The 18,297-nt window shown below is 47.2% G+C and carries 21 protein-coding genes; 7 read left to right on the forward strand and 14 right to left on the reverse strand.

Annotated features, from left to right (window positions below):
* The first annotated feature begins 9 nt into the window (after positions 1 to 9).
* The 4 genes from dltC (at position 10) to JQX68_RS19810 (ending at position 3,503) form a co-directional block, all read left to right on the forward strand.
* Positions 10 to 246, forward strand: coding sequence for a D-alanine--poly(phosphoribitol) ligase subunit 2 (gene dltC / locus JQX68_RS19795; protein ID WP_003227325.1), 237 nt, complete (start codon positions 10 to 12; stop codon positions 244 to 246).
* Positions 246 to 1,424 (forward strand): D-alanyl-lipoteichoic acid biosynthesis protein DltD, encoded by a 1,179-nt coding sequence (gene dltD, locus JQX68_RS19800; RefSeq protein ID WP_069838438.1) that lies wholly within the window; start codon positions 246 to 248, stop codon positions 1,422 to 1,424. The genes dltC and dltD overlap by 1 nt, the downstream gene beginning before the upstream one ends.
* 87 nt (positions 1,425 to 1,511) lie before the next feature.
* Positions 1,512 to 2,270, forward strand: a complete 759-nt coding sequence (locus tag JQX68_RS19805) for an SDR family oxidoreductase (RefSeq protein ID WP_040081403.1) — start codon at positions 1,512 to 1,514, stop codon at positions 2,268 to 2,270.
* Between the two features lie 141 nt (positions 2,271 to 2,411).
* The gene (locus JQX68_RS19810) at positions 2,412 to 3,503 is read left to right on the forward strand and encodes a branched-chain amino acid aminotransferase (RefSeq protein ID WP_014665893.1); all 1,092 of its coding nucleotides are present in this window, start codon (positions 2,412 to 2,414) and stop codon (positions 3,501 to 3,503) included.
* Positions 3,504 to 3,536: 33 nt separating this feature from the next.
* On the opposite strand, the gene licH is transcribed toward JQX68_RS19810, so the two are convergent.
* The 7 genes from licH to JQX68_RS19845 all read right to left on the reverse strand — a co-directional run bounded on the left by licH (position 3,537) and on the right by JQX68_RS19845 (position 9,888).
* Positions 3,537 to 4,865 carry a 6-phospho-beta-glucosidase LicH gene (gene licH / locus JQX68_RS19815; protein ID WP_040081400.1) on the reverse strand — a complete coding sequence of 443 codons (1,329 nt, stop codon included), beginning with the start codon at positions 4,863 to 4,865 and terminating at the stop codon, positions 3,537 to 3,539.
* Positions 4,862 to 5,194 carry a PTS lichenan transporter subunit IIA gene (gene licA, locus JQX68_RS19820; RefSeq protein WP_040081398.1) on the reverse strand — a complete coding sequence of 111 codons (333 nt, stop codon included), beginning with the start codon at positions 5,192 to 5,194 and terminating at the stop codon, positions 4,862 to 4,864. Before licA ends, licH begins: the two co-directional genes overlap by 4 nt.
* An 18-nt stretch (positions 5,195 to 5,212) precedes the next feature.
* Positions 5,213 to 6,571: a PTS lichenan transporter subunit IIC gene (gene licC, locus JQX68_RS19825; protein ID WP_014665896.1), complete on the reverse strand. Its 1,359-nt coding sequence runs from the start codon at positions 6,569 to 6,571 to the stop codon at positions 5,213 to 5,215.
* A 15-nt stretch (positions 6,572 to 6,586) separates the two neighbouring features.
* On the reverse strand, positions 6,587 to 6,895 hold the full coding sequence (licB, locus tag JQX68_RS19830) for a PTS lichenan transporter subunit IIB (RefSeq protein ID WP_069150575.1): 309 nt from the start codon (positions 6,893 to 6,895) through the stop codon (positions 6,587 to 6,589).
* A gap of 128 nt (positions 6,896 to 7,023) precedes the next feature.
* A complete protein-coding gene (gene licR, locus JQX68_RS19835) occupies positions 7,024 to 8,949 on the reverse strand; it encodes a transcriptional regulator LicR (RefSeq protein WP_147772701.1) in 1,926 nt (641 codons plus the stop codon).
* A 161-nt stretch (positions 8,950 to 9,110) separates the two neighbouring features.
* Complete coding sequence (locus JQX68_RS19840; RefSeq protein ID WP_014665900.1) at positions 9,111 to 9,269, reverse strand: hypothetical protein; 159 nt, start codon at positions 9,267 to 9,269, stop codon at positions 9,111 to 9,113.
* A gap of 28 nt (positions 9,270 to 9,297) precedes the next feature.
* Positions 9,298 to 9,888 carry a DNA-3-methyladenine glycosylase gene (locus tag JQX68_RS19845; protein ID WP_147772702.1) on the reverse strand — a complete coding sequence of 197 codons (591 nt, stop codon included), beginning with the start codon at positions 9,886 to 9,888 and terminating at the stop codon, positions 9,298 to 9,300.
* Between the two features lie 129 nt (positions 9,889 to 10,017).
* Here JQX68_RS19845 and katX point away from each other — a divergent pair, with 129 nt between their 5' ends.
* Positions 10,018 to 11,661 carry a catalase KatX gene (gene katX / locus JQX68_RS19850; protein WP_147772703.1) on the forward strand — a complete coding sequence of 548 codons (1,644 nt, stop codon included), beginning with the start codon at positions 10,018 to 10,020 and terminating at the stop codon, positions 11,659 to 11,661.
* Positions 11,662 to 11,762: 101 nt separating this feature from the next.
* Positions 11,763 to 12,965 (forward strand): MFS transporter, encoded by a 1,203-nt coding sequence (locus JQX68_RS19855; RefSeq protein ID WP_147772704.1) that lies wholly within the window; start codon positions 11,763 to 11,765, stop codon positions 12,963 to 12,965.
* On the opposite strand, the gene JQX68_RS19860 is transcribed toward JQX68_RS19855, so the two are convergent.
* The 6 genes from JQX68_RS19860 to sigY are packed head-to-tail and all read right to left on the reverse strand — an operon-like array spanning position 12,962 to position 15,865.
* Positions 12,962 to 13,738, reverse strand: a complete 777-nt coding sequence (locus JQX68_RS19860) for an ABC transporter permease (RefSeq protein WP_147772705.1) — start codon at positions 13,736 to 13,738, stop codon at positions 12,962 to 12,964. The two genes, JQX68_RS19855 and JQX68_RS19860, sit on opposite strands and share 4 nt — an antisense overlap.
* Positions 13,735 to 14,622 carry an ABC transporter ATP-binding protein gene (locus tag JQX68_RS19865; RefSeq protein ID WP_103031223.1) on the reverse strand — a complete coding sequence of 296 codons (888 nt, stop codon included), beginning with the start codon at positions 14,620 to 14,622 and terminating at the stop codon, positions 13,735 to 13,737. Before JQX68_RS19865 ends, JQX68_RS19860 begins: the two co-directional genes overlap by 4 nt.
* A gap of 5 nt (positions 14,623 to 14,627) precedes the next feature.
* On the reverse strand, positions 14,628 to 14,816 hold the full coding sequence (gene yxlE, locus JQX68_RS19870) for a sigma Y negative regulator YxlE (RefSeq protein WP_003227293.1): 189 nt from the start codon (positions 14,814 to 14,816) through the stop codon (positions 14,628 to 14,630).
* Complete coding sequence (gene yxlD, locus JQX68_RS19875) at positions 14,813 to 15,019, reverse strand: sigma Y negative regulator YxlD (RefSeq protein WP_014665906.1); 207 nt, start codon at positions 15,017 to 15,019, stop codon at positions 14,813 to 14,815. The genes yxlE and yxlD overlap by 4 nt, the downstream gene beginning before the upstream one ends.
* Positions 15,016 to 15,336, reverse strand: coding sequence for a YxlC family protein (locus tag JQX68_RS19880; protein WP_014665907.1), 321 nt, complete (start codon positions 15,334 to 15,336; stop codon positions 15,016 to 15,018). Before JQX68_RS19880 ends, yxlD begins: the two co-directional genes overlap by 4 nt.
* Positions 15,329 to 15,865 carry an RNA polymerase sigma factor SigY gene (sigY, locus tag JQX68_RS19885; protein WP_014665908.1) on the reverse strand — a complete coding sequence of 179 codons (537 nt, stop codon included), beginning with the start codon at positions 15,863 to 15,865 and terminating at the stop codon, positions 15,329 to 15,331. Before sigY ends, JQX68_RS19880 begins: the two co-directional genes overlap by 8 nt.
* Positions 15,866 to 16,078: 213 nt before the next feature.
* On the opposite strand from sigY, the gene JQX68_RS19890 reads away from it, so the two are divergent.
* Complete coding sequence (locus tag JQX68_RS19890) at positions 16,079 to 17,452, forward strand: cytosine permease (RefSeq protein ID WP_014665910.1); 1,374 nt, start codon at positions 16,079 to 16,081, stop codon at positions 17,450 to 17,452.
* Between the two features lie 14 nt (positions 17,453 to 17,466).
* Here JQX68_RS19890 and JQX68_RS19895 read toward each other — a convergent pair whose 3' ends face one another.
* The gene (locus JQX68_RS19895; protein ID WP_147772707.1) at positions 17,467 to 18,297 is read right to left on the reverse strand and encodes an NAD(P)H-hydrate dehydratase; all 831 of its coding nucleotides are present in this window, start codon (positions 18,295 to 18,297) and stop codon (positions 17,467 to 17,469) included.

Raw genomic sequence — 18,297 nt, forward strand, 5'->3', positions numbered from 1 at the left:
TAGAAAGCTATGGATTTTAAACAAGAGGTATTAGACGTTTTAGCAGAGGTTTGCCAGGATGACATCGTAAAGGAAAATCCTGATATTGAAATTTTTGAAGAAGGTTTGCTTGATTCTTTTGGAACAGTAGAATTGCTGCTTGCGATTGAAAACCGTTTTGATATTTTAGTGCCGATCACTGAATTTGACCGGGACGTTTGGAATACCCCTAACAACATTGTAAATCAGCTGTCTGAGTTGAAATAATGAAAAAGCGTTTTTTCGGTCCAATTATTTTGGCGTTTATTCTATTCGCAGGCGCCATCGCAATTCCATCTTCATGGCTGACAGGCTTCATCACCGATAAGCGTGTGAAAGAGTCAGCAACAGCCTTGAATCCGAGCATGTTTCAAGGGCTATATTTACAAGATCAGATGCTCAAAGATCCGACATATCTTCCGATTTACGGGTCTTCTGAGCTTTCCCGGCTGGACGAGTTCCACCCATCTAATTATTTTCAGGTAAACAATGAGGGATTCACGCCATACCTTGTCGGCAAAGGCGGGTCCCAATCATTGATTCACTCTTTAAACTTCGCTGCCCATATGGATCAGCTGAAGGGCAAAAAAATCGTATTCATCGTGTCTCCGCAATGGTTTATTAAACGCGGGTCTGATGAACAGCATTTCGCGCCGAACTATTCTGCGCTGCAAGGGCTTGATTTGGCGTTTAATGATCAGATCGATCCTGAAATAAAAAAGAAAATGATGAAACGCATGCTGCGCTTTAAGGCTGTGCAAAACGACGCGATTCTTTCCGAGCTGTGCAAAGCAATCGTAAACGGCCAGACGTGGAAAGTGAACGCGCTGAAGCCGGCGGCGAAAGTGTATTACAGCATGCTGGAAAAGAAAGATCTGTATTATTCAACGACAGAATCACCCGGACCAAAGCGTTATATCTCGCAGTCAGTAAAAGATAAGTCATGGTCTGAACTGAATAAACTGGCGGATCAATCGGGCAAACGCCACTCCGGGTCTAACGATTTTCGTATCGACAACCCTGTCTATAAAAAGCTGAAGCCAAAAGTGCAAAAGCTGAAAGGGAAAAACAAAGGAAGATCGTATGCTGTATCACCGGAATACGGCGACTTTGAAATAATGCTGGATATCCTGAAGGATGCGGGCGCAGAACCTATGTTTGTCACTATTCCGGTTAACGGAAAATGGTACGATTACACAGGCTTCCCGAAAAAAGGACGCACTGACTATTACAAAAAGGTAAATAAACAAATCAGAGCCAAGGGCTTCCAGGTTGCTGATTTCTCAGGGCATGAATATGACCCGTATTTCATGAAAGACACCATCCACATTGGCTGGAAAGGCTGGGTGTATGTCGATAAAGCAATTGACGAATTTTATAAAACCGGTAAAGTCACTTCATCCTGAGCATCTCATAGGACGCGGCTGTATATTTCCTGCTAAGATTTGAAATAGTAAAGGAAATCAGCCAACTGAATAAGAGGTGTTACATCCATGAAGATGACAGGCAATACGGTTTTAATCACAGGGGGTTCTGCTGGCATCGGGCTTGAACTGGCCAAACGGCTGCTGGAGCTCGGCAATGAAGTCATCATTTGCGGACGCAGCGAGGCACGTCTTGCAGAAGCGAAGCAGCAGCTCCCAAACATCCATACAAAGCAATGTGATGTGGCAGACCGGTCGCAGCGGGAAGCATTGTTTGAATGGGCGCTAAAGGAATTTCCGGCCCTGAATGTTCTCGTCAACAACGCCGGCATTCAAAAGGAAATTGACTTTAAAAAAGGGACAGAGGAGCTTTTTGTGGACGGAGACGAAATTGAACTTAATTTCCAAGCGCCTGTCCATTTATCCGCCCTTTTTACGCCTCATTTGATGAAGCAGCCCGAGGCGGCAATCGTGCAGGTTACATCCGGGCTTGCTTTTAACCCGTTAGCTGTTTATCCGGTGTACTGTGCAACAAAAGCGGCACTTCACTCGTTCTCGCTTACGCTCAGACACCAGCTTCGCGATACAAGCGTGGAAGTGATTGAAATGGCGCCTCCTATGGTGGACACGGGCTTAAACCAAAAATCGCGCGATAAACAAGGCCTGACGTACCGGGGCATTTCAACTGAAGAATATGTTCAATATTTCTTGGATGGCTTGAAGGAAGGCAAACAAGAGATTACAAATGAACGTGTTGAAGGTCTTCGAAATGCCACTCGCGCCGATTATGACAGGGTATTCGAGCAAATGAACTCGCAGGAGAATTAATTTCTCCTGCTTTTTTCTTATGAATTTCTTACAAATTTGAGCAAACCTATTGCGAATATTTGTTGAAGGTATACAATAGAATATAAATTATTTTCAAATAAGTTTGATAATATAAACAATTTAACAGCAGGGAGATTGACCATGACTAAACAAACGATTCGCGTTGAATTGACATCAACAAAAAAACCGAAACCAGACCCAAATCAGCTTTCATTCGGAAGAGTGTTTACAGACCACATGTTTGTAATGGACTATGCGGCAGATAAAGGTTGGTACGATCCAAGAATCATTCCTTATCAATCCTTATCAATGGATCCGGCCGCGATGGTCTATCACTACGGCCAAACCGTGTTTGAAGGGTTAAAGGCTTACGTGTCAGAGGATGACCATGTCCTGCTTTTCAGACCGGAAAAAAATATGGAACGCCTGAATCAATCAAACGACCGCCTCTGCATCCCGCAAATTGATGAAGAACAGGTTCTTGAAGGTTTAAAGCAGCTTGTCGCCATCGATAAAGACTGGATTCCGAATGCGGAGGGCACATCCCTTTATATCCGTCCGTTCATCATCGCAACCGAGCCTTTTCTTGGTGTTGCGGCATCTCACACGTATAAGCTCTTGATCATTCTTTCTCCGGTCGGCTCTTATTACAAAGAAGGCATTAAGCCTGTCAAAATCGCTGTTGAAAGTGAATTTGTCCGTGCGGTAAAAGGCGGAACAGGAAATGCCAAAACCGCTGGGAACTACGCTTCAAGCTTAAAAGCGCAGCAGGTAGCCGAAGAGAAAGGATTTTCACAAGTGCTTTGGCTGGACGGAATCGAAAAGAAATACATCGAAGAAGTCGGAAGCATGAACATTTTCTTCAAAATCAATGGTGAAATCGTAACACCGATGCTGAACGGAAGCATCCTGGAAGGCATTACGCGCAATTCTGTCATTACCTTGCTTAAGCACTGGGGCTTTCCTGTTTCAGAACGAAAAATTGCGATCGACGAGGTCATCCAAGCCCATAAAGACGGCATCCTTGAAGAAGCCTTCGGAACAGGTACAGCAGCCGTTATTTCCCCAGTCGGCGAGCTGATTTGGCAGGGTGAAACACTGTCAATTAACAATGGTGAAACAGGGGAAATCGCAAAAAAATTATATGATACGATTACAGGCATTCAAAAAGGCGCTGTCACAGACGAATTCGGATGGACGACCGAAGTCGCAGCGCTGACTGAAAGCAAGTAAGAAAAAAGCCGGCCCATTACAGGCCGGCTTTTTTTACGCTTCAATTTTGTTGAAGAACTGCGGCAGATACGCTTTGTGCGCCTCCAGCATGTCGTCTAAAATCTGTTTGGCCACAGTATCGGATGGGACAAGCGGGTTAATCGTCATGGCAAGGAGGGCGGTTTGATAGTCACCTGTAACTGCCGCTTCTGCCGCGACACGCTCAAAGGATTTGATTTGCTGGACGAGGCCTCGGACAGACACCGGCAAGTCGCCGACAGCAATTGGCTTAGGGCCTGTTTTCGTCATCACACAGTTTACTTCAACTGCGGAATCGTCTGGAATGCTCGCTATTGCACCATTATTGATCGTGTTCACCGGCTGAATGTCATGTTTATCATTGTAAATGGAGCTGATTAGGTTACATGCTGCATCACTGTAGTAAGCTCCGCCCCGTTTTTCCAGCTGCGGCGGTTTGATCGCAAGGTTCGGATCTTTATAGAGCTCAAACAGCTCTTTTTCGACCTTTTGCACGACTTCAGCGCGGGTGCCCTCCGTTTGTGATGCTTCCAGTTCGTGCTCCAGCATTTCTTTTGTTTTGAAATAGTAACGGTGATAGCCGCAAGGGATCACATTGAGCGCTTTTAAGAAATCCGGTTCCCATTCGGCGCCTGAGATATTTTTCATCGTCATCGCGTTTTTCGGGTCACCCATCGCCTCGATGACTTGCTCTTTCACACTTACGCCGTCCAAGAAAACATCCAGCCCGAACACCATATGATTCAGTCCGGCGAATTGGACTTCTACGCGGTCCACATCTACATCAAGCGCTTTGGCTACGCCCATTTTAATGCCGATTGGAACATTACAAAGACCGACGACTTTCTTCAGGTTGGAGTAGCGAAGCAAGGCTTCTGTTACCATGCCGGCAGGGTTTGTGAAGTTAACAAGCCAAGCGTTCGGGCAGAGCTCTTCTATATCCTTTGCGATCTCAAGGATGACCGGAATCGTGCGTAATCCTTTAAACAGGCCTCCCGGACCGTTTGTTTCCTGGCCAATTACTCCGTATTTTAGTGGAATGCGCTCATCCTTTGCTCTTGCCTGCAAAAGTCCGACACGGAATTGAGTCGTAACAAAGTCTGCGTCTTTCAGAGCTTTTCTCCGGTCGAGCGTAAGATGAATGTCAATCGGGACGCCTGCTTTTTCAACCATCCGTTTGGCGAGTGTGCCGACAATATTCAGCTTTTCTTCGCCCTCAGGGATATCGACGAGCCATAATTCACGCACAGGCAGCTCATCATACCGTTTAATGAACCCTTCCACTAGCTCGGGCGTATAGCTTGAACCTCCGCCAATCGTTACAATCTTCAACCCTTTTGTCATATGCTTGCTCCCCTTTGCTCGGTGATTTTTTCATATAACTCAATGATCTCTGCAGCCATATCCTTCACTGTCATTGCATTCATTAAATGATCCTGTGCATGAACCATCAGAAGCGTCATTTCCGTTTTATCTCCGCCCGCTTCATTTTGGATCAGCTCTGTCTGATAGTGATGTGCTTTTGACAATTCTTCAGCAGCGTCTTGAAGCTTTTTCCGCGCTTCTTCTGCGTCGCCGCTTTTCGCTGCGGCAATGGCCTCCATTGCGGAGCTCCTTCCGTTTCCTCCGTGAAGGATAATTTGAAAAATGATTTGTTCCATTTTCTCATTCACGCGATTCACTTCCTTTCTCTACAGAGCCGCTTCCTTGTCATCTGATGCAGCAGGTGTTTGGACCAGCTCCAGATCGTTTTCTTCTTTCAGCTTCTGCTTATCCCACATTCTGAAGAATGGATAGTAGACAACAAAGGATACGGCAATATTAATGGCTTGCATGACCGCGCCTGAGACTTTTCCTCCTGTCGCCAAGTAGCCTGAAAAGATCGGCGGCATGGTCCACGGCACTGCGATACCCGCCGGTTTGGCGACAAGGCCGGTGCTCATTCCGATGTACGTGAGTGTCACTGTGACAAGCGGCGTGATGATAAACGGAAGTAAGAGCATTGGGTTCATGACGATCGGCATTCCGAATATAATCGGTTCGTTAATATTGAAGATGGCCGGGCCGATCGCAAGTTTTCCGAGCTGTTTCATTTGTTTGCTTCGGGCACGCAGGAACATCGTGACAACCAGTGCCAATGTCGCGCCGCTTCCGCCGATATTGACCCAGATATCGAAAAATTGCTGGGTGAAAATCTTAGGAAGCTCCTCTCCTGCTTGGAACGCAATTCGGTTGGCATCCATTGCACCGTACCAAATCGGTGCCATGACGCCGCCGACAATGTTGGCGCCGTGAAGTCCGCAGGCCCATAAAAGCATTTTGACGGCTTCGGCGACAAGGCTTCCTCCAAGACTTCCTCCAAGAATGGAAAGCGGAGTCCCCAGTAAAACGCTTACAATATTATGAAGGCTTTCAAACGGTGTCGCTTCAACTGCCAGCCGGGCTGCCCAAATCAGAAAGATGACGGCAAAGCCAGGAATTAAAGCGACAAATGACTTGCTTACCGCCGGCGGAACGCCGTCCGGCATTTTGAAGACTAAATTGCGCTGGATAATGAGGCGGTAAATCTCTGTGGACACCATCGCGATAATCATGGCGACAAACAGGCCTTTGCTTCCCATGAGCGAAAGCGGAATCCCGCCGCCGACCATGATTTCTTTCGTCGCTCCATCCGGTGTAAACGGCACTTGATAAGGTGTTGCTAATAAAAATGCCGCAAGGGAAATGGCTCCGGCCGACAAAGCATCGACGCCGTATTTCTCGGCGAGCCGGTAGGCGATGCCGAACGCGGCGACTAGCCCCATAATTTCAAAGGTGGCGTCAACTGGGTAGGCCAGTTTTTCAGACCAGGAGCTGCCAAACGTTTTTGCCATAAACTCAGCGTATCCCGGGATTGGGAGATTGCCGATGATAAGGAAAAAGGAGCCGATGATAATCAGTGGCATCGTGAGGATGATACCATCACGCAGCGCCTGCAAATGACGCTGTCCTGCAATTCTTCCTGCTATAGGCATGACCTTTTCTTCTAAGATCTGATTGACTTTATTCACATAGCCCGCCCCCTTCTATGACACATTTCCAAGCTGTTCAGCCGATTTCAGCACTTCCGCCCCGTTGCAAGTGCCATAATGGACGGTATTAATGACGTCTACCGGAACCCCCTTTGACTCTCCTAATTTTTTGAGCTGCGGAAGCATATAACGGACTTGCGGCCCGAGAAGCAGTACATCCGCTTTATCGATATGATTTTGTACAGAATCGCCTGAAACTGCCCAAATGGTATAGTCTTTTCCTTGTTCCTGCGCACTTTTTTCCATCTTGCTCACCAGTAAGCTAGTAGACATGCCTGCTGCACAAACGAGTAATATATTCATGTAAAAGACCCCCTAGAGTTTGATCAATCTTGTTATATCCTGCTGTTGCTATCATCATATTATGAAATCGCTTTCATAAACACTCAAGGTTTTTCCGCAGGAAACGGAAAAAAGGTATATACAGGCTGTCAGCTTAGCTTTTTTTGGTCAAACACATCCGAAAGCTCTTGATACGAACGGCATTTGATCAGCTGGTTCACCGCCGCCGGGTCATCCAAAATGCTGCCCAGAAGTTTATACATGCTTTGCAAATCTGTTGTGTTCTCCTTCTCGACACAAAGCAGACAGACAAATTGAACACGCTGATTCTCCCAATCGATCGGTTTTTTGAGCGTACAAACGGCCCAAAACGTAGTTTTTGTCTGCGGAACAAGCGGGTGCGGGATGGCAACTAGATTGCCAAAGCACGTTGGCGACATGTCTTCTCTTTCAAAAATGGAATCTATGATTTCTTCATCTGCATAGCCGCATTCGACCGCTTTCTGCCCTAAAAATTGAATCACTTCTTCTTTTGTGCGCAAATCCTCCTGAAAAAAAACGAGTTCCTTTCTTAGATAGCGATCTGCTTTTTCCTTGTCATCACTTAGAATGGATTCTATTTTTGTAAAGTCAGTTCCGCCTAAAAGTGTGTTAACTTTCAGTACGGGTACAGGGAGCTCTTTTTTCATCGGAATGGTGCTGATGACAAAATCAATGGATTCATAGGATATTTGGTCAAGACTGTAATACTCAGCCGTTCCAAGAATATCGAGCCGATTGCCGAAATGGGAACGGAGTTTTTCGCGCAGAAGCTGGGCGCTTCCGGCACCCGAAGCGCATACAATGATACAGCGTTTCGGCGGGCTTTCTGTTTTTTTTCGTTCAATCGCGGCGCCAAAGTGGAGAGCCAAATATCCAATTTCGTTTTCATGAATGTCGATGCCTGTTTGTTCCTTTATCACCAACCCCGCAATGATCCCAGCTTCAAAAGCGAGCGGGTAATGTTCCTTGATCGCTGCCAGCATCGGATTTCGAAGATTCATGCCATATCTGTTGCGGCTGATCGCAGGCTTCACATGCAGGGCCAATCCGATTTTCAGCTCTTTGTCATGCAGAATGCCGAGCTTCAGTTCACGATCAACGGCTTTGATCATGGCAAATGTCAGCTGATCGGTTTCTTCTTCTATTGAAAATGTGTCCTCTCCGCATTGTGATTGTGTCATTCGTTTTGTGCCAAGGAGATGCATGGTGATGTACGCTGTCTCGTCTTTCGGAAACGTAACGGCAAGCGCTGATTCCAGTTCTTTTACGATGGCTTCTGCAGCCTGGTATTCTTTTTGATGCAGGATATGATCCATATCTTCAGGGAAAAGAGATACATAGTTTTCCGTTCTGATCCGTTTACAGGCGATAGCGATATGGATAATGAGGTTATTCAGTCCCAAGTTGGACAGAGGAATGCGGTCGTTTCTCATTTTTTTCAGGATGGCGGAACGGATGATCTCAATTTCTTCTTTTGGCAAAATATCAGCCTTTTCATTCAAAACATCCATCTCCGTTTCTCTTTCATCGACGATGTACTCCGCCATACAGTACCTCATCTGCACCTCGTCCCCGCGCAGCTTGAAGCCATAATTCGGACGTGTTTCCATGACGATGCGGTAAGGCAGCAGACGTTTCTTTACTTCCTTTATATCCGATTGGAGTGTAGATTTTGAGATGAATAGTTCTTCAGCCAGTTCATCGAGCTTAAGGTAATGATCCGCCAGCAGCAAACGTTTCATCAGATAGGCCATTCTCTCCTCCGGCAATACCGGCAGGCCCTTTTTTTGCTGAAACACATTTTGCAGCAGCACCCTAAAAGTCTGCTCATCATTAATGCTGAGCTTGTAGCCGGAGCCTCTTACCGATTGTACAAAGGCACCGTGGCCGCTTAGTACACCTTGCAGTTCCTTTATATCATTGCGGACCGTCCGCGTCGTTACATTTAATTGTGCGGCAAAAAACGAGCTTGTCAACGGGGCTTCAGCCGCCATCAGCAAGCGCAGAATATCACGAAGTCGCCCATGAAGCATGAGAAAAACCTCCTATCTAGTAGATGCAGGGATTCAGTGAATAGGCAGAAAGGATGATGAAGGGATGCGAAATGTATATAAATTCTATAATGGAGAGAATGGCAAGTCAATGAACATCCGGAGGACGAGAGGAAAACTGACCCATAAAAAAACAGCCGGGGTCAGCCGGCTGTTCTGGATGTTGACATATTCTTTTGTTTAGATGCCTTTCGATCCTTCATGATTTTTCGAACAATCGGGTAAATGAGCGGCGCCCATTTGATAACGGTTTTGATCATCTTTTTCAAAGCTCCGATTCTCCCTTCTTTTTTCTCAACCATTCCCCTGATTGCCTCTTCCTTAAACATGCTAACGCGACACGTACCTGTTTCCCGTCACCCAGAAACGCCATGGATAATCGCGGGCCTCCCCGCTGTTGTCGATGCCGATGCGCGGACCGGTTGAAATCTGCTCCGGTGTGTACCCTTTTTCAATGTAAAGCGGCTCTTCCGTGATCCAGCGCCCATAGTCATTCATCGTGACGCCAAGCGCTTTTGTGAGCTTTCCGGGACCGTTTGTCCATTCCCTAGGACTCCTGCCCGGTCTTCTCTCCTCCATTAACAGCTGGCCTTCATGCGGCTCAATCGCCCTGATTAATACCGCTTGCGGGACATCCTCTTCCGCGGCAACGACATTCAGCAATGTATGAGTGTGCATCACATATGTATACACCCGCCCAGCTTCTGCAAACATGATTTCAGTCCGCTTCGTCCGGCGGTTGTTAAAGCTGTGTGCCGCTCTGTCCCCAGCCCCCATATAGGCCTCTGTTTCCACAATATAGCCTGACGCTATGCCTTCGTCTGTTTCTTTTACAAGAAGGCAGCCGAGAAGCGATGGGGCAAGCTCAAGAGCTGTTTTTTGATAAAACGTGATGGGCAGCGGATTTTTTTCTCTCATCACGAATCGACCTCTCCTTTTACCGATTTTTGTACATTGTACCATTCCCGAAGCAGATGAAAAAAAACGGCTGTTTTAAAATCTTTCCATTCAGGGAATATTGTTACCGTTCAAAAAAGGAGGGTCAACCCATTGAAAGATGATCATCATAACAAGCAGCACGGATCAAATGCCCGGGGCAGCGAGGATGCGCTTTCTCATAAGACGTCCGGGAAAAATGAGTCAGAGGATACCTTAACGAATAGGCAGGGGCATCCTGTTACTGACAACCAAAATGTGAGAACCGTCGGGAACAGAGGGCCTACAACGCTTGAGAACTATGATTTTCTCGAAAAAATCAGCCACTTCGACCGGGAACGCATCCCAGAGCGCGTTGTTCATGCCAGGGGAGCAGGTGCACACGGGTATTTTGAAGCGTACGGAAGCTTCGGAGACGAACCGATTTCAACATACACCCGGGCCAAGCTCTTTCAGGAAAAAGGCAAGAAAACACCGGCATTTGTCCGTTTTTCAACTGTGAATCATGGAAAACACTCACCTGAAACATTGAGAGATCCGCGCGGTTTTGCCGTAAAGCTATATACAGAAGACGGAAACTGGGATTTGGTCGGGAACAACCTGAAAATCTTTTTTATCCGCGACCCGCTGAAATTTCCGGATCTTGTACACGCATTTCAGCCTGATCCAGTGACCAACATCCAGGATGGTGAACGTATTTTTGATTTCATTTCTCAGTCTCCTGAAGCGACGCATATGATCACTTTCTTGTTTTCGCCTTGGGGCATTCCGGCCAACTACCGGCAAATGCAGGGTTCAGGGGTACATGCCTATAAATGGGTAAATGAGGAGGGCAAGGCCGTTCTCGTGAAATACCATTTCGAACCGAAGCAGGGTATCCGCAACCTGACACAGAAGGAAGCAGAAGAGATCCAAGGGAAAAACTTTAACCATGCCACACAGGATTTATATGACGCGATCGAAAATGGCGATTATCCGGAGTGGGAAGTGTATGCCCAAATCATGAGTGATGATGAACATCCTGAACTGGACTTTGATCCTCTTGATCCGACAAAACTGTGGTATAAAGACGATTTCCCATGGAAACCGATCGGCAAATTGGTGCTTAACAAAAATCCGGAAAACTACCATGCGGAAGTGGAGCAAGCTTCATTTGGAACGGGAGTGCTTGTCGACGGTCTTGATTTTTCCGATGACAAACTGCTTCAAGGGCGGACGTTTGCCTACTCTGATACGCAGCGCTACCGTGTAGGCGCAAATTACCTGCAGCTCCCGATCAACTCGCCGAAAAAGCATGTCGCCACCAACCAAGAAGGCGGGCAAATGCAATATCGGGTTGATAGAGCAGAAGGACAAAACCCGCACGTCAACTATGAGCCATCCATTATGGGCGGGCTGAATGAAGCGAAGCAGGATGGAAAAGACCATACCCCTCATGTCGAAGGTGATGTAAAGCGTGAAGCAATTGACAGAACAAACAACTTCGGACAGGCTGGAGAAACGTACCGGAGATTTACTGAATTTGAACGGAACGAATTGATTACGAATTTGGTGAATACGCTTTCTACGTGCCGAAAAGAAATTCAGGATCAGATGATTGAGAATTTCACAAAAGCTGATCCTGACTATGGAAAACGAGTCGCGGAAGGGCTGAAAAAAGCTTCCGAAAACAACAGCAACGGGCCGATCGGCACAACTGAAACGGAACAAGCTGCAAAGCAGGCTGAACAGGAGAGCCATCCATCTGATCCGTATTAAAAACAGCGAACAGGGCTTTTTTAGAAGTCCTGTTTTTTATTTTTCTATTGAAACGCTTTCAATAATTGTGTTGTACTGGAAGGAAAGGGGTGGAGAGAACAATGGAATTACAGCAGGACTTGATTCCTCAGAAAAAAACAATCGGCGCTTTAGATCACGCCGTTTTTTTATGCATGGTATTTTGTTTCTGGTTTTCAGGCTATATTTATGTGCCTGTATTCAGCCTGTATTTGGAGGATCTGCACTTTTCATACGGCGCAATCGGCATCATTCTCGGCAGCTACGGGGTCACGCAAATCCTTCTGCGCTTCCCGCTCGGCCTTCTGTCAGATATCCTGTTTTCTTTGCGCAAGCAATTGTTAATTGCCGGGTTCGGCTTTTCCTTCCTAAGCAGCCTGCTATTTCTGGTGTTTGATTCATTCTTCTTCGTGCTGGCCGCCCGGCTGTTTGCGGGAATTACTGCTTCTATGTGGGTGATGGCGACCATTTTATACGCACATTATTTCAATAATGGCAATGCATCAAAAGCAATGGGCATCATGCAGTTTTTTACCGTCATGCCTCAGTTTGTCAGCATTGTGTTCTGCGGACTCGCCGCAGCCCATTTAGGGAGGCAGGTTCCTTTTTGGATGGCGCTGGCAGCCTCTGCCGCAGGTCTGGTGATCTGCTGCTTTATTAAAGATCCGTCTGCTCCTCCGGCGAACCGTGACACCATCCATGTCAATCAATACATCAAAGACACATTGCGGCTGCCAAAGCTGAAGCTTTTCACCATCCTGTCTATGACGGCTCATGCCGTATTATTTATGACAGTGTTTGGTTTTACGCCGCTTTACATCAATCAGCTCGGAATGGGCGACACAGAGCTGCTTTGGGTGATGAGCGCCTTTTTCCTCCCCCACGCAGCCGCCACATTAAGCTTTGTGTTTCTGCGCTTTACTAGCCCTATCGCCTACTCCGTGATGCTCATTAGCTTTGCTGTCACCGGGGTCTGCTTGCTATATGTTCCTTATTCAGCCACATTGTTCACGGTTTGCATCACACACGCCTGTATCGGGCTGGCGCTCGGCTTCGTTTTTCCTCTGCTGCTAAGCCATGTCGTCGAAATCAGTTCTGTCCGTTTAAAAATGTCAGTGATGGGGTTTTATCAATCATTTTATGCGCTAGGCATCTTCCTCGGGCCCCTTCTTGCCGGGAAAATCGCACAGCTTTTCGGGCTTGCGGGAGTTTTTTATGGAGCCGGGTCGCTGGCATTTGCCGCCTTTTTTGTGATGCTCGCGCAAAAACGTAACATGATCAATTAATAGCTTTCATACCGCTGGAAGCGCCACACAGAAAACATGGCAAGAAGCATGATGCACAGTATGGAGAAAGTGAGTGACCATCCGAAAAAATCTGCACGCTCTCCATGAAGAAGGATATGCTCCGCCTGCTTGCAAAGCTCGGCCGGAAGCCACTTCGCATGATCTGGGAATAGTGAAACAGCAAAGGAAACAGCTGCTGTGAACCCGATCCCACAAGCCGCAGCTGCTCCGAGAGACCGGAATATCGTGCTTCCGGCAAGGCCGGCAGTCACAATAAATATCACCCAAAGAGCGTATAGGCCAAGACTTGCGGCAAAGCGGCTGAATGATGCATCCTCAAACAGCAGCCGGACGTAATAATACGCAAGCCCATATCCAGCTGCGAACGACAGAATGCCGATCACACTTTGGGTGAACCATTTACTCACGATATAATGGGCTGCCGTCACAGGCCGTGACATGATCAGCGCCGTTACCCCTTGATTCCTTTCATTGGCTACACAGCCCATCACGCTAAAGATGATCAGAGCCATGCCAAGCGTGTTGAATTGAGAAAGCGTGCTGACCATCACTTCAGACCCGGAGGGCACCGTAAAACTGATTTTCATGCCATCAGGAAGATTTCCTCCATGTGCGATGATGTCCGGCATATAATAAATGGTCAGCGGCTGTGTCAGTCCGACGATCATCATCGCAATCGGCAGCCAAACCAGCTTGCCGCTTTTCCACCCTTCCAGCCATTCCTTCTGCAATAGCGCCATCATCACCTTCATGCGTGCACCACCTTGAGGTAGACGTCTTCGAGAGACTCGGTTTTCTGTTCAAAACGGGTGACGGTCAATCCCTTCCGGATACAATCACTTAATAAGGATCGGCCAGCGTGTATATCAGGCAGCTCGAAAACAGCTTGGGATTGATTCTTATAGACAATAGCTGAGATGTAAGGCTTCTCTTCAAGCCAGCCCTTCAGCTTCTCTTTCACTGTAAGGGTAAAAACGTTCGTTTGATGCTGTTTTTTCAGCTCCTGCAGCTCACCTTTCCATGAAACCTCACCGTTTTTCATAATCACCACTTGATCACACACCTGCTCTGCATCGTGCAAAACGTGTGTTGAAAACAGAACGGCCATATGCTTCTTCAGCTCCCGCATCATGTCCAGCACCTCGAACCGTCCTGTCGGATCAAGTGCAGACACCGGTTCATCCAATATCAAAAGCTTCGGTTTATGGAGCAGTGCCTGTGCCAGACCGAGTCTTTGTTTCATGCCTCCTGAATAGCCTCCGATCCTTTTGTGTGCCGCTTCGTGCAAACCGACAAATTCCAGCATCTCACCGATCTCCTCTTGGCACTTTTTCTTTGGAAGACCGGATAGTCGCCCGGCAAATATTAAAAATTCATTTGCGGTCATCCACGAATAAAAAGCAGGATACTGCGGGAGGTACCCAATCAAACACCGGTCCAGCTTTTTCTCCCCTAACAGCTTAATGTTTCCGGAGGTTGGCGAAAGCAGTCCGGCCAGCATTTGCAGAGTCGTGGTTTTGCCGGCTCCATTAGGTCCTAATAGTGCGACACACTCATTTTCATTTACGTGAAAACTGACATTCTTTACAGCTTCATGATGCCGATATGTTTTGCATAATGACTCAATAGACAGCATGCCATTCACCTTTGCTTTCTGCCGACGGTGAAAAATAAAATCGGCCCGATAATATTGATACATACGATGATTGCAGCCCACATCCACTTTGGCCCGTTTGTCCGCTCTTCTTTTATGCAGCTGATGAGAGCAAACACCGCCAAAGCCAACTGTAATACAATCAGCGGCAAAATCATTTCCCAAGAAATATTCATTGCTTGATCCCCCTTTTCTTCCGATCCGGCCTAATGACAAATAAGTAATAACAAATCAGCGGCATCGGTACTTGAATCAATCCGACAATCCCCCAAACCCATGCCATGCGATTTCGTTTTTTCGCATCAATAAATAAAAAGATTCCCTGCGCCACTACGAGGAGACAAGCCGCAACCGTGATGACAATTTCTGTTTGTGTCATCGGCGCTCCACCTCGCATTCCCCGAGCTGTCTTTTTTTCTCGGTCACAATCAAAATCGGCAGGATAGCAAGCACACAAACCTGAAGTACAATAAACACAGCAGGAGCTTGAGTGAATGCCAGGATCGCCGCACTCACAACCATCAGCGCGCAGAATACAAATAAAATGATCTCTTTTAGCAGTTTTCTTCTGCGTTCAGCTTTCATTTGTGACAGCTGGTAAAGCAGTTCTTTTTGATTCGGTATAGAGGGATTGGCTGTTTCATCAATTTTCTGCAATTCTGATTTTAAATGAAGAGATACCTTTTCTTTATTCATCGTCCCACTCCTTTCTGATTTGCTGGAGCCCTTTATGCACTCTGGACTTCACCGTGCCTTCCTTGATCTGCAGCATCAGCCCGATTTCGGCGTAGGTATAGCCGTAGTAATGCCTTAATAAAACCGGCGTGCGCAGTTTAGGGTCCAGCTTTGAAAACAGATCGAGCGTTTCGCTCCATTCTGCTCCTTTCACTGACACGTCCCACTTGATCTTGCGGATTGCTTCCTCCGTAACCGCCTGATTCCGTTTCCATTCTCTCTTTCTCTTTTTTTGGTGATCAAGGTAGAGCCTGGATGCAATAGAAATCAGCCACGTGGAGAATTTGGAACGGCCCTGGAAGCTTCTTAAATGAATGTACCCTTTCAAAAAGGTTTCCTGAACGAGCTCCTCACTGAGGTCAGGATGAAGAGAAAGTTTTAGCAAATATTTATATAAAAAAGAATAATGATAGTGGAAAAGAGCTGTAAACGCTTCGTCGTCTCCCTCTTTCGCCTGTTGTATCAGCTGCTGTTCTTCGTGTGTATCCAATGGCCGCGATCCCCCCTTTTTTTGTTTTTCTGCCTTATGTGACGACACCGGATTTAAAAGCGTTCATCTTTTTTTACAATTCTTTTCAGCCATTGACAGATCAGGCTTCCCAGACGTTTGGCTGCATATCCTTATTTGTAAACCCCCTCATAGTCTGTTAAGCTATGACTTTATGTCGATTTCAAAAAAACATCCAATATGGAGGACGATGCATTGAAAGTAGAAAGGCGAACGATTGAATATATTCCGAATGAAGAAAGACATGGTAAAGCGAAAGATTTATTTCCCGTATGGTTCGGGGCTAATATGCATATCACCACGTTAGTGACCGGCACGATTCCCGTTGCAATGGGACTTAATTTGTTTTGGAGTGTTGCCGCTATTATTTGCGGAACCTTAATCGGTGCCATATTTATGGCGTCTCATTCCGCGCAAGGCCCTCAGCTTGGCATCCCGCAAATGATTCAAAGCCGTGCCCAATTCGGCGTAATTGGAGCGATTCTTCCCCTCTTCTTAGTCATGTTTATCTACCTTGGTTTCTTCGCAAGCAGCACGATTTTGGCGGCCGGAACCTTAAGCAGCTTTGTTCCCATCCCGGGATCATGGAGCATTATAGGCTTAAGCGCCGTATGTTTTTTACTCACCATTTTCGGCCATGATTTGATTCACAAAATGCAAAAAATCCTTTCTTGGACCTCTTTTGCTGTGTTTTTCGCTGCAACGATTCTTATTTTTCAATTGCCTATTCCGGCAGGCAGCTGGATTCCCGGAGCAGTTGATCTGCCCATTTTCTTGGTGGCAGTCAGCGCAGTTGCGACGTGGCAGCTTGCCTACGCGCCGTATGTTGCCGATTATTCAAGATATTTGCCAGTACAAACACCGGCTTCAAAAACATTTTGGTACAGCTATGCAGGTACATCTGTCAGCTCCATCTGGATGATGCTGCTCGGCGCTTTGCTTACAACTGCACTTCCTGACTTTACGGCAAACTCAGGAAGCCAGATTGTCCAATTGTTCGGCCCCTTCTCATTTATTATGCTGATCATTGTGTTATTTGGACAAATGGCAATCAATGTTTTTAACCTGTATGGAGCTTTCATGTCCACGACAACAACGCTGGAGCCGTTTCTGAAATTAAAAGTCACGCCCAAAGTCAGAATCACCATGATCCTGGGTGTCACGCTTGTCGGCACAGTCTTAAGCCTGCTGGGGCAAAGCAATTTTATGGAGCTGTTTTTGAGTTTTATCTTTTTCATCAGTTATTTCTTAATTCCATGGACGGCCATCAATTTAGTCGATTACTACTTTGTCCGCCACGGAAAGTATCAAGTCAAAGCCATGTTCGATGTAAACGGGCCTTATGGAAAGGTCAATTGGATCACCACGATTGCGTTCGTTCTGTCCATCTTGTTGGAAATTCCGTTTATCAATACAACCTTTTACATCGGACCGCTAGCCAAAATGTTTGGCGGCGGAGACATCGCATGGATTGTCGGCCTGGCCGTGCCTTCTGTGCTTTACTATGTATTAATGAAACCGCGTCTGAAAAAACGGGCGGGGTATCAAGAAAAGCTGTCTTCTCTATGAAGACAGCTTTTTTATCATTCAAATCGCTTCCACACGCGGGGCAGCATGTCAGAAAGCTCGTGAGCAAGCAGCGTATGAGCGGAATGCTCGTCCGTCCAGAGCTCGGCGCACGCGCCGTGCAGATAGACTGCGTTTAATATGGCGTGCTTTGAGTCCTTATGGCAGCAGAGCATCCCCAATATCATGCCCGTCAGCGTGTCACCGGTTCCGCCTTTGGCGAGCGACCCGTTTCCGGTTGGGTTGAGCCAGCAGTCGCCATCAGGAAACGCGATGACGGTTTGATTTCCTTTTAATACAATGATAGTCTGCAGCCGAGCCGCCCACTCCTTTGCATGCTCCGCTCTTTTGTTTTGCAGCTCGTTCACTGGCACTCCTGTCATGCGGGAAAATTCGCCCGGGTGCGGCGTAAGGATGACGGGCGCCTCCCGTTTCGGATACGTGCGCTTTGCCAGCGCTCCGGCATCCAAAACAACAGGGCAATCCGCCGCAAGTGCATGATCGACTGCCTGCTGTACGCTTTCCGTTTGCGGAAGACCTGATCCGATGGCAATTGCCCGGTACTTCTCTTCAAGCTGAGCCTCCGCCGCTTTTTTCCAGCCGTTACGCCAATAGGTCGGCTCAGGAAGAACAGGAACAATCAGCGGGATCACACTTTCAGACGTACCGATGACAAGCTTGCCGAGACCGCTCCGCATGGCCCCGAGCCCCGCCAGAAGCGCCGCGCCCGGCATGTCGTCGCTTCCCGCCAGCAGCAAGGCCGTACCGTACGTGCCTTTATGGCTCTCGGCATCTCTTTCAGGGAGCGAGGCCCTCACATGCTCCTCCGTCCAAAATGGAACATTCAT

This window comes from Bacillus sp. LJBS06 (assembly GCF_016924995.1).
In the GTDB taxonomy this organism is placed as follows: domain Bacteria; phylum Bacillota; class Bacilli; order Bacillales; family Bacillaceae; genus Bacillus; species Bacillus stercoris.

What these genes read in the sequence shown, in the direction of transcription:
- JQX68_RS19855 (WP_147772704.1), top strand. Translation starts at nt 11,763, where the DNA reads ATGGAATTACAGCAGGACTTGATTCCTCAGAAAAAAACAATCGGCGCT.
- licH (WP_040081400.1), bottom strand. Translation starts at nt 4,865, where the DNA reads ATGACAAAAGGGTTGAAGATTGTAACGATTGGCGGAGGTTCAAGCTAT.
- licR (WP_147772701.1), bottom strand. Translation starts at nt 8,949, where the DNA reads ATGCTTCATGGGCGACTTCGTGATATTCTGCGCTTGCTGATGGCGGCT.
- yxlE (WP_003227293.1), bottom strand. Translation starts at nt 14,816, where the DNA reads ATGAATATTTCTTGGGAAATGATTTTGCCGCTGATTGTATTACAGTTG.
- JQX68_RS19895 (WP_147772707.1), bottom strand. Translation starts at nt 18,297, where the DNA reads ATGAATGTTCCATTTTGGACGGAGGAGCATGTGAGGGCCTCGCTCCCT.
- yxlD (WP_014665906.1), bottom strand. Translation starts at nt 15,019, where the DNA reads ATGACACAAACAGAAATTGTCATCACGGTTGCGGCTTGTCTCCTCGTA.
- dltD (WP_069838438.1), top strand. Translation starts at nt 246, where the DNA reads ATGAAAAAGCGTTTTTTCGGTCCAATTATTTTGGCGTTTATTCTATTC.
- JQX68_RS19860 (WP_147772705.1), bottom strand. Translation starts at nt 13,738, where the DNA reads ATGAAGGTGATGATGGCGCTATTGCAGAAGGAATGGCTGGAAGGGTGG.
- JQX68_RS19805 (WP_040081403.1), top strand. Translation starts at nt 1,512, where the DNA reads ATGAAGATGACAGGCAATACGGTTTTAATCACAGGGGGTTCTGCTGGC.
- JQX68_RS19810 (WP_014665893.1), top strand. Translation starts at nt 2,412, where the DNA reads ATGACTAAACAAACGATTCGCGTTGAATTGACATCAACAAAAAAACCG.
- JQX68_RS19880 (WP_014665907.1), bottom strand. Translation starts at nt 15,336, where the DNA reads ATGAATAAAGAAAAGGTATCTCTTCATTTAAAATCAGAATTGCAGAAA.
- licB (WP_069150575.1), bottom strand. Translation starts at nt 6,895, where the DNA reads ATGAATATATTACTCGTTTGTGCAGCAGGCATGTCTACTAGCTTACTG.
- dltC (WP_003227325.1), top strand. Translation starts at nt 10, where the DNA reads ATGGATTTTAAACAAGAGGTATTAGACGTTTTAGCAGAGGTTTGCCAG.
- JQX68_RS19840 (WP_014665900.1), bottom strand. Translation starts at nt 9,269, where the DNA reads ATGGTTGAGAAAAAAGAAGGGAGAATCGGAGCTTTGAAAAAGATGATC.
- JQX68_RS19865 (WP_103031223.1), bottom strand. Translation starts at nt 14,622, where the DNA reads ATGCTGTCTATTGAGTCATTATGCAAAACATATCGGCATCATGAAGCT.